This window comes from Methylobacterium mesophilicum (assembly GCF_022179445.1).
Classification (GTDB): Bacteria; Pseudomonadota; Alphaproteobacteria; order Rhizobiales; family Beijerinckiaceae; genus Methylobacterium; species Methylobacterium mesophilicum.
This window is the reverse complement of the sequence record NZ_BPQU01000139.1, coordinates 1-258: the sequence shown is the minus strand read 5'-3', so window position 1 is coordinate 258 and position 258 is coordinate 1. Positions and strand designations below refer to the sequence as shown.

Below are 258 nucleotides of genomic sequence, written 5' to 3'. Positions count from 1 at the left end.
CCCGCATGGATGATCCGCACCTCGCGCGCGCCGAGCCACAGGGTCATCTCGCCGCGGAAGGTCAGGGTCGGCCAGGTCAGGCCCGGGATTTCCTCACGCCCGCGGAACAGCCGCGGGAAGCGCTGGATCTCGGAATCCATGTCCTGCTGCCCGCGCTCGACGATCATCGCGCGGGCGACGTCGCTGGCGATGACGTTGACCCGGTCCGGATAGCCGGCGACGCCGAGCACCCGCACAGCGTGGTAGTGGGTCAGCAGC

At 70.2% G+C, this 258-nt stretch carries 1 protein-coding gene; it reads right to left on the bottom strand.

Annotated features, from left to right (window positions below; all coding sequences use genetic code 11):
- A partial coding sequence (locus MFF40_RS28540; protein ID WP_498043402.1) for an MBL fold metallo-hydrolase occupies positions 1–258 on the bottom strand: 258 nt, incomplete at both ends.